4 protein-coding genes and 1 tRNA gene are annotated in these 7,789 nt (G+C 38.6%); all 5 read right to left on the bottom strand.

The window, feature by feature from the left end:
• The coding region (locus BHC43_RS08900) for an ESPR-type extended signal peptide-containing protein (protein WP_144078751.1) at positions 1 to 2,248 on the bottom strand (2,248 nt) is incomplete at its 3' end.
• A 1,028-nt stretch (positions 2,249 to 3,276) separates the two neighbouring features.
• Positions 3,277 to 3,352 (bottom strand) — tRNA-Ile (locus BHC43_RS08895).
• 100 nt (positions 3,353 to 3,452) lie between these two features.
• Positions 3,453 to 5,414: an RNA polymerase sigma factor RpoD gene (gene rpoD, locus BHC43_RS08890; RefSeq protein WP_100157162.1), complete on the bottom strand. Its 1,962-nt coding sequence runs from the start codon at positions 5,412 to 5,414 to the stop codon at positions 3,453 to 3,455.
• A 59-nt stretch (positions 5,415 to 5,473) separates the two neighbouring features.
• On the bottom strand, positions 5,474 to 7,258 hold the full coding sequence (gene dnaG / locus BHC43_RS08885) for a DNA primase (RefSeq protein ID WP_100157168.1): 1,785 nt from the start codon (positions 7,256 to 7,258) through the stop codon (positions 5,474 to 5,476).
• 77 nt (positions 7,259 to 7,335) lie between these two features.
• Complete coding sequence (locus tag BHC43_RS08880; protein WP_100141359.1) at positions 7,336 to 7,779, bottom strand: GatB/YqeY domain-containing protein; 444 nt, start codon at positions 7,777 to 7,779, stop codon at positions 7,336 to 7,338.
• Positions 7,780 to 7,789: the final 10 nt, after the last annotated feature.

Raw genomic sequence — 7,789 nt, 5'->3', positions numbered from 1 at the left:
TATTGATAGTAATCAAACCGGTATCGGTATTGTTAATCTGATTACTGCTGGAATTACCATCATTATCTAAAGTAATACTACCGGAACCACCATTATTAATATTACCAGTGATTAAACCGGCATCTTTAGTATTCTGAACATGGATACTACCTTTGCCATTATTAATAACCGTACCAGTAAGATTTTTGTTATTGGTAATATCAATATTATTAGCAGCAGAAGTGCTCGCATCACCAGTATTCGTAATGGTACCGCCAAGAACATTGTCATTAACAATCTTAATGGCACCGGTGGAAGAGTTACTAATCGCACTATCAATTACACCAGTGTCTTTATTATTGATAGTAATCAAACCGGAACCGGTATTGTTAATCTGATTACTGCTGGAATTACCATCATTATCTAAAGTAATACTACCGGAACCACCATTATTAATATTACCAGTGATTAAACCGGCATCTTTAGTATTCTGAACATGGATACTACCTTTGCCATTATTAATAACCGTACCAGTAAGATTTTTGTTATTGGTAATATCAATATTATTAGCAGCAGAAGTGCTCGCATCACCAGTATTCGTAATGGTACCGCCAAGAACATTGTCATTAACAATCTTAATGGCACCGGCGGCAGAGTTGCTAATCGCACTATCAATCTCACCCGTACCATTGTTATTAATATTAATCAAACCATTTCCGGTATTGTTGATTTTATTAGATGATGATTTGCCATTGTTGTTGAGAGTAACTGTACCATTTTGTGCATTGTTAATATTATGAAAAATATTACCAGATTCACTATTATTAATTTCAATATTACCGCTATTATTATTGTTAATAGATCCATTTTTAGTATTATTTGTATTAGTAATAATAATAGCACCGGTACTATCATTATTTATATTACCGTTTAAATCTCCGGAATTATTAACGTTTAGTGTGCCACTAGATTTATTTCTTATAACAGATCCCGCATTACTATTTTCTGAAGATGGTGAACTAGATTCTAATACCCCTTTATTAGTTATATTTAATATTCCTTTTGAGTCGTGTAGAACTGTATCTGTATTACTAGTTGTATAACCATTCTCATTATTCTCAAAATTTGCTGTTTCTGTTTCTGAAAGTCTTGAGTCAGTAGCAATAACTGTATTCTGACCTTCATTTACTTTTAAGCTACCATTATTTATAAAATCTCCTTTATCACCTAATATAACACCTTTAATTTCAGTGTATAAATTATCTAGTTCATCTTTAATAGTAATATCAGCTCCTTTCGAAGCATTATATTTTCCATTGGATACAAAAATTGCAGAAAAATCTTGGCCAGGACGATCTTGTTTTTGTTCTTGAACTTGATCTCTATTTTTTATCATAGAAATAATTGTTTCACCACCAACATTTATTTGGCCAGATTCAACGCGGATAGCCTCATTTTCATCTAATATTTCACCAGCATTTATTTCAATATTATTATTCACATTTATTGATGGTGTTTTGGCGTTGTTATCAACAGATGTTTGTATAATCGCATTATTTCTATCTTTTTGATTAATAATGATATTATTTGCAGAAATTGTACCATTAACATTATTAATAGCTGTTGTGCCACCGTTGCTTCTTTGTGCATTAACAGTTATGTCACCTTGAGCAATAATTGTACTGTTATTATTTTCAATTCCATCAATAACAGTTCTGGCTGTATCAGTTACAGTTATATTTCCCCCTACATTTAATGTAGAACCGTTAGAATTTTTAATAACAGTTGTACTTGTGCCTGAAGAGTTTGCTTGCAAATTTTGCTCAATGTTAGCTACAGATTTATCCAGTGAAAGAGCGTTAGAGTCTGATGAACTTGATGCTTTGTTTACAGTTGTTACATTTTTTGCGGTTAATGATGATGAATTGTTTAATTCAATTGTTTTTTTAGATCCGGTAGCACGAGAAATTGTACCTGTAGCATTAATTGTCTCTCCTACCAGTTTTGCGCCATCAGTAGCAGAAATTGTATTATAACTACTCGCATCTAAATTACATTCACTTTCAGAACCCGAAGCTATTAAATTTGGATCGGCTCCGGTAGTTGGTACAGTGTCACAAGCCGCATAAGCACCGAAACTGGCTATGGATAATGCAACAGCCAAAATGATTTTAGTACAATTATTTTTTGTTTTGCCACGTGTCAGTTCCGAGCAGGCTACCCATGTATTGGTAGATTCACTCCATTTGGATTTGTAGATGATATTCATCAGTTTTCCTTGGTTTTGCAGATTCAATAAAATAAATCTTAACTCTTGATTAAAATTTAATTAATTAAGCTTTTTATGTAATTGGATAATGAATTAATACTAAATAGTATTAATTCATTATAGAAGATATGTTATATCGTATCCAAATAAAGTTAACTTAATGCTAATGGTTTGTGTCAGTTAGTTTGTTAGCATTTTTTGTGTGAATCATTAAAAATTCTAATATATTCATATATATAATCATTTGACATACCTATGATGTTCAATAAAACATTCAAAATAAAAAAGTGTGGTTAACTTTACTTTGTTATTTTAATACACCCTAAATGTTATGAACCTATTTATAAGTGTTAATAGAAAGTTTTGTTATTTATAGGGAATATTATTTTATGTTTTTTGAATGTGGTTGTTGCCAGAGCTTCTATTGGCGGGAAATTCAGGCTATAAAAAGAAAAATAAATAATATATAAATAAGTGTATGAATTTTGCAACTAATTTGTAGCAGAGAATGTTTTGCGTTAACTAAATTTGGATATCAAACTATATTAGTCATTATGTTGAGTTTTAATAATTAAAAAATCTTGGTTTAAAGATGGCTGAATTTAATCAAAAACATTCTTTTTATCGCTTGATTTTGTTTTTAAAAAGCAGTAAATGCTAAAGAGAGGAAAGGATATTTCAGAAAAATATAAATTAAATATCTATATTAAATATTAAACTTTAATTATTTTTGAATAACCTCGGTTGTGAAAAGTTGCATTTGTTAAAAAGCAGAATCGAAATAATTTTATTGTAGGTTTAAACCAAAAAATGAAAATTTTTGATGTTGTTGAATTTATATCTTAGATTTTTTGGGTAAAAAAATCTCATGAGATGAAAATTCAAGCTTTATGCTAATTTTTTATTGAGATTAAATAGTAATAGTAGAATAGATAAACTAAATCTCTGATAAATAGATCAGCAGATAATTAAGAAATCAGCACTGTTAAATTAGATACCTAGCTGATACAAAATCATATGAGGTTTTTTGGTGGGTCCAGTGGGTTTCGAACCCACGACCAAGGGATTATGAGTCCCCTGCTCTAACCCCTGAGCTACAGACCCGAGAAAGGCGTATTTTAGCTAATACGCCAGACGATTGCAAGGTTTTACATAAAAAATCATCCGCAGAGTGCGGATGATTTTGGTTTTAAAAGTAAAAAATTTACTGTTTGTTTTCGTCACTGTCGAGAAAGCTCTTTAGCCGGTCAGAGCGAGTAGGGTGACGCAGTTTGCGTAATGCTTTGGCTTCAATTTGACGAATACGTTCGCGGGTAACATCAAACTGTTTGCCCACTTCTTCGAGTGTATGATCTGTATTCATGTCGATACCAAAGCGCATCCGCAAAACTTTGGCTTCGCGCGGTGTTAGGCTTTCGAGTACATCTTTTGTGACTTCCCGCAGACTGGAATACATGGCTGCGTCTGCCGGTGCAACGTTATTCGCATCTTCAATGAAATCGCCCAGATGTGAATCATCATCATCGCCAATTGGTGTTTCCATGGAAATCGGTTCTTTGGCAATTTTCATGATTTTTCGGATTTTATCTTCCGGCATTTCCATCAGTTCGGCTAGTTTGGCTGAGTCGGCCTCTTCACCGTTTTCTTGTAAATACTGACGGGAAATACGATTCATTTTGTTGATGGTTTCGATCATATGTACCGGTATGCGAATAGTACGAGCCTGATCTGCAATTGAGCGGGTAATAGCCTGTCGTATCCACCAGGTGGCATAGGTGGAGAATTTATAGCCTCGACGATATTCAAATTTATCCACGGCTTTCATCAGGCCGATATTGCCTTCCTGAATTAAATCCAGAAATTGCAGACCACGATTGGTGTATTTTTTAGCAATCGAAATTACCAAACGTAAGTTGGCCTGAATCATTTCTTGCTTGGCGGCGGCAGTTTCCTGCTCACTTTTGACCATGTTTTTGTTAATCTGTTTCAGCTCATCCAGTGAAATCTGAGCGGCCTCTTCCAGATTAGCCAGTTCAGTTTGCTTTTCAATAATGGCATACTGGAAACGACGTAGTGCTTCTGTCCAGACGCGGTTCAGAGAAAGTTCTTCATCTACCCAGCCCAAATCGGTAGTGCGATTGGCAAAGCTTTTGATAAAGTAATCACGCTCCATATGCACACGATTCAGAGCTATATCGCGAATATCTCGTTCCAGCTGACGTACTTGATTGACGCGCATGCGCAGGTTTTCACATAGGCTTTCAATCTGGCGGGTAGCAAAGCGTACCTGTAATAATTGCTCTGCAATTTCCTCTTGCAGTTTGAGGTAGGTAGCGTCTTTGCTGCCTTTTTCCTGAAGTGCGGCAACCATGGCTTCATAACGGCTCTGAATTCCATCGAAGTGTTCTAGCGTTTTTTGGCGCAGCTCTTCTAGATTAGCAGATGCTGCTAATGCAGCATTTTCTTCTTCGTTTTCTTCAGAATCATCGTCTACGTCAACGCTGTCTTCATTGTCGTCCTCTACCTCAGTATCCTCATTTTTGCTGTCGATACCGATACCCAGTTCATCGAGAAGTTCTTCATGTGGGTCGACAATAGCCTCTACAACTTCATCAACTTTGATTTCTTCTTTGCGTACAGCATCAATCAAAGCCAGTATTTCAGCTACAGAACCTGGGCAGGCAGAGATGGCCTGAATCATGTTGCGCAGGGCATTCTCAATTTTTTTGGCGATGATGATTTCATCTTCACGCGTTAATAGGTCTACCTGACCCATTTCGCGCATGTACATACGTACGGGGTCGGTGGTTCGTCCAAATTCATTATCTGCATTAGACAGAGCTGCTTCAGCTTCGGCTACCGCATCGTCGTCAGTCATGTTGGCGGTGTTATCGCCCATTAGCAGACTTTCGGCATCAGGTGCTTCTTCGGTAACCTGAATTCCAAGGCCAGATATCATCGAAACAATGTTATCAATCTGGTCGGCATCCGACATTTCATCCGGCAAAGCATCATTTATTTCAGCATATGTAATGTAACCACGTTCCTTGCCCTGAATAATCAGCTGACGCAGTCGTGCACGTTGTTCCTCAGCGGTTAACGGACGAGTATCGTCTTGTTCCTTACTACTATCAATAGTGGTTTTTTTGGGTGTTGGGTTTGCCATATTTTACTCAATATATTGCAGCAGCTATGGCGCTGCAAGGGGTTAAAATAGACGTCAGGCTAAGCTGACGGCATTTTGGGCGGGCTTAAGAGCAGCAGGAGTAACTGTTTTTCGTCGGCACTGAGACGTCCATGCTGGAGTTTGCGCTTCAACGCATCAATCTGCTGGGTCTTAAGACTATCCAGTAATTTTTGCATGCCCTGTTTGAACGTGGTGCAGTCATCTTCATTTCCTGGCTGCAAGATATCCGGTGAGTCCAGATAATCATGGATAATCTGCCGAATGACGGGTTCAAATTCTGTATTACGCATCAGTTCCAACACAGCTCCGCTGTTTAACGGTGTTACGGAGGCTTGTATGCGTTCAGCCAGCGCAGCGAGGCATGCATAATCGCCGTGCAGGTCCAGATATTCTGGTAATTCTATAAATGCGGCCCATTGCGGATTTATCAATAGTGCCCGTATCTGTTTTTGTGCCAGTGACATGACAGGAGGTTGTCGGAAAGTGTTCTGTGGTAGACGGTAACTTTTCTGTCTGACAGGTGCTGATCTAGGTTGTTCTTGACCCAATAGCTGAGCCAGATTATGTTCATCTATACCTACTTTCTGGCTGAGTTCTTGGCGCAGTAGGAAAGACAATGCTGGTGCCTTGATTTGAGCTAGCAAAGGGCTGGCAGTTTTAATCAATTCTGCTTTACCTTCCTGAGTGTTAAGGTCAATCTGTGCAGTTAGTGTTTGCCAGAAGTAAGCAGAAAGTGGCAAGCTTTGGTTCAGTAGTGCATCTTCAAATGTGCTTAATCCATAGCTGCGTACATAGCTGTCGGGGTCATGTTCAGCTGGTAAAAAAAGAAAGTGTAAAATTTTGTCATCTTTTAATTGTGGCAAAGCGTTTTCCAATGCTCGCCATGCAGCTTTTTTGCCGGCAGTGTCACCGTCAAAGCAGAAATAGATATGATCGCTTTGCCGCATCAGCAAATGTATGTGTTCTGCCGTGGTAGATGTGCCAAGTGCAGCTACAGCATATCCTAGACCATACTGTGCTAAGGCAACGACATCCATATAGCCTTCTACGACCAGTACTCGCTGTGCATCTTTGATTGCCGCGCGTGCTTCATATAGTCCGTACAGACTCCGCCCTTTATCAAATAGGGGCGTTTCAGGTGAGTTGAGATATTTAGGTTCGCTTGCATCAATAACGCGAGCACCAAAACCGATTATTTGTCCACGGGTACTGCGTATGGGGAACATAATGCGATCGCGGAAGCGGTCATAATGGCGGCTGTCTTTTTCGATAACCATGCCACTGTTTACCAATGCATTGCTGGGATAGGGCTGAAAAACTTTGGCTAGAGCCTGCCAGTCGTCCGGTGCATAGCCAAGGCCATAATGAATGATAATTTCATCACTGAGGCCACGCTGCTGTAGATATTGCTGTGCACGCAGTGAGGTTTTTAGCTGTTGTTGATAGTAGGTGGCAGCCGCAGCTGTAGTTTGCTCTAGTGTCTGCTGAATCTGTTTATGAGCTTTCTGTACATGTGGATTGGATTTTCCAGACTGTTTTGGGACAGTCATGCCGATGCGGTCTGCCAGAAATTGTACGGCTTCCTGAAAGCTCAATCCTTGATATTCCATGACGAAGCCAATGGCGGATCCATGTACGCCACAACCAAAGCAATGATAAAACTGTTTGGCAGGACTAACCGAAAACGAAGGGGATTTTTCTTTGTGAAAGGGGCAGCAGGCCATGTAGTTGGCACCACTTTTTTTAAGTGGTACAAATTCTTCAATGACATCAACGATGTCTATTTTATTTAAAAGCTCGTCAATAAATTCGTTTGGAATCATGCCTACCATGCCCGTCAATTGCTGCACATAATTTCTAGACCTGATTATCCTGTCTCTTTTTTTGGATGTTGAATTAATTAGGCCAAGAGCTGTTTGATTTTCTTACTAACTTCACTCATATCGGCTTTGCCTGCCAGTGTTTTTTTCAATATGCCCATTACTTTCCCCATATCACTCGGTTGAGAAGCACCCACATTGGCAATAGCATCTTTGATAGCAGCTTCAATAGCGGTATCGTCTAGCATTTCGGGTAAGTAATTTTGGAGTAAGTTAATTTCTGCTTGCTCCTTTTCGGCAAGATCGTTTCTACCACCCTCGTTAAACATGCGTACCGATTCTTTCCGCTGTTTAACCATTTTGCTGATAACTGCTACGAAGCGGCTATCGTCTACCTCGATTCTTTCATCTACTTCAATCTGTTTGATAGCAGCCAATGCCATACGAATGGTAGACAGGGATGCTGCATCGTGATTGCGCATTGCTGATTTCATGTCTTCCTGTAATTTTTGTTTCAGGCTCATAATGGGGCTC

Source organism: Snodgrassella alvi (assembly GCF_002777855.1).
In the GTDB taxonomy this organism is placed as follows: domain Bacteria; phylum Pseudomonadota; class Gammaproteobacteria; order Burkholderiales; family Neisseriaceae; genus Snodgrassella; species Snodgrassella alvi_E.
Note: the sequence above shows the minus strand (reverse complement) of the source record. Positions and strands in the feature narration are given on the sequence as shown.